The sequence below is a fragment of the Actinoallomurus acaciae genome, from assembly GCF_042429965.1.
GTDB classification, from domain to species: Bacteria; Actinomycetota; Actinomycetes; order Streptosporangiales; family Streptosporangiaceae; genus Actinoallomurus; species Actinoallomurus acaciae.
The window spans coordinates 1-1,281 of record NZ_JBHLZP010001051.1; the positions used below are offsets into that span (position 1 = coordinate 1).

Annotated in this window: 3 protein-coding genes; 1 reads left to right on the top strand and 2 read right to left on the bottom strand. The window is 75.1% G+C overall.

Translation table 11 applies throughout. The features are described 5' to 3' along the window. On the top strand, window positions 1-288 hold a 288-nt coding region (locus ACFFNX_RS50345), incomplete at its 5' end, for a hypothetical protein (RefSeq protein ID WP_378213603.1). 1 nt (window position 289) lies between these two features. Here the strand turns inward: ACFFNX_RS50345 and ACFFNX_RS50350 are convergent. Together ACFFNX_RS50350 and ACFFNX_RS50355 are read right to left on the bottom strand one after the other, a co-directional pair. After that, a complete protein-coding gene (locus ACFFNX_RS50350; RefSeq protein WP_378213604.1) occupies window positions 290-913 on the bottom strand; it encodes a DJ-1/PfpI family protein in 624 nt (207 codons plus the stop codon). Window positions 914-942: 29 nt separating this feature from the next. Then, on the bottom strand, window positions 943-1,281 hold a 339-nt coding region (locus ACFFNX_RS50355; RefSeq protein WP_378213605.1), incomplete at its 5' end, for a helix-turn-helix domain-containing protein.

The window sequence follows — 1,281 nt, forward strand, 5'->3', positions numbered from 1 at the left end:
GCGGCGATCGCCCTGGCACGGCGCGGCGGCCGGGTCGTGCTCACCGGCATCCCCGGACAGGCCACCACCGCCGACCCGGTCGCGATCGTCGGCGGGAGGCTCACCGTCACCGGCGTCTTCGGCGCGCCCCCGGCGGCCTGGACGTACGCGGTGCGCCTGTTCGCCGCCGACCTGCTCGACCCCGGCCCGCTCATCACGCACGAGCTGGACCTCGCGGAGTTCGGCCGGGCGCTGGAGCTGTCACGCGGGGCCCGCGACGACGTCGGCAAGGTCCTGTTGCGCCCCTGACTCAGCGCCGGGCCGCCAGGTACTCCTTCACCTCCGGTGACGCCTTGGCGTACGCGCCGGAGTCGAAGGGCGGCTGCGGGTCGTACTCGATCGTGAGCTGGCACGCCTCGGCGACGGTCCGGCCCGCGATCAGCTCGGCCAGCCGCAGGGCCATGTCGATGCCCGAGGAGACCCCCGCCGCGGTGATGACGCCGCCGGGCTGCTCGACGACCCGCCGCGCCGTGTACGTCGCGCCGTAGGACTCCAGGTGCGAGACCGCGCTCCAGTGCGTGGTGGCCTCCAGCCCGTCCAGCAGGCCGGCCGCGCCCAGCAGCAGCGATCCGGTGCACACCGACGTCGTCCACTCCGTCGTGGCGTGGACGCGGCGGATCCACGTCAGCAGCGGCTCGTCGGCGACGCGGCGGCGCGCCCCGGGACCGCCGGGCACCAGCAGCACGTCGGCGCGGGTGACGTCCGTCAGGGCGGCCGTCGCGACGAGGGACAGCGAGCCGTACCCGTCCGCGCACGGCCCCGCGGTCTCGGCGGCGAAGACGACCTCGGCCTCCAGCAGCATCCGCAGGACCTCGTACGTGCCGGCGGCGTCGAGCGCGGTGATGCCGTCGAAGATCGGGATGACGATGAGCATTGGCGTGCCTTTCATCGAGGCCGGGGCCCTCAGCGGGCCGCGGCGCGTGCGGAGAAACGGCGGCGATACTCGCCCGGGGTGACCTGGACGGTCCGTTTGAAGCTGCGGTGCATGGTCTCGACGGTGCCGAACCCGCAGGCGCGCGCCACCGACTCCAGAGGAGCCGCGGTGGTCTCCAGCAGCCGCCGGGCGGCCTCGACGCGGGAGCCTTCGACGAAGGCGGCCGGGGTCCGGCCGGTCTCGGCGCGGAAGACACGGGCGAAGTGCCGTTCGCTCATCGCGGCGCGGGTGGCGAGGGCCGGCACGGTCAGGTCGCCGTCGGGGTGGCCCGCGATCCAGCCGAGGACCTCGCGCAGCGGCACGCGCAC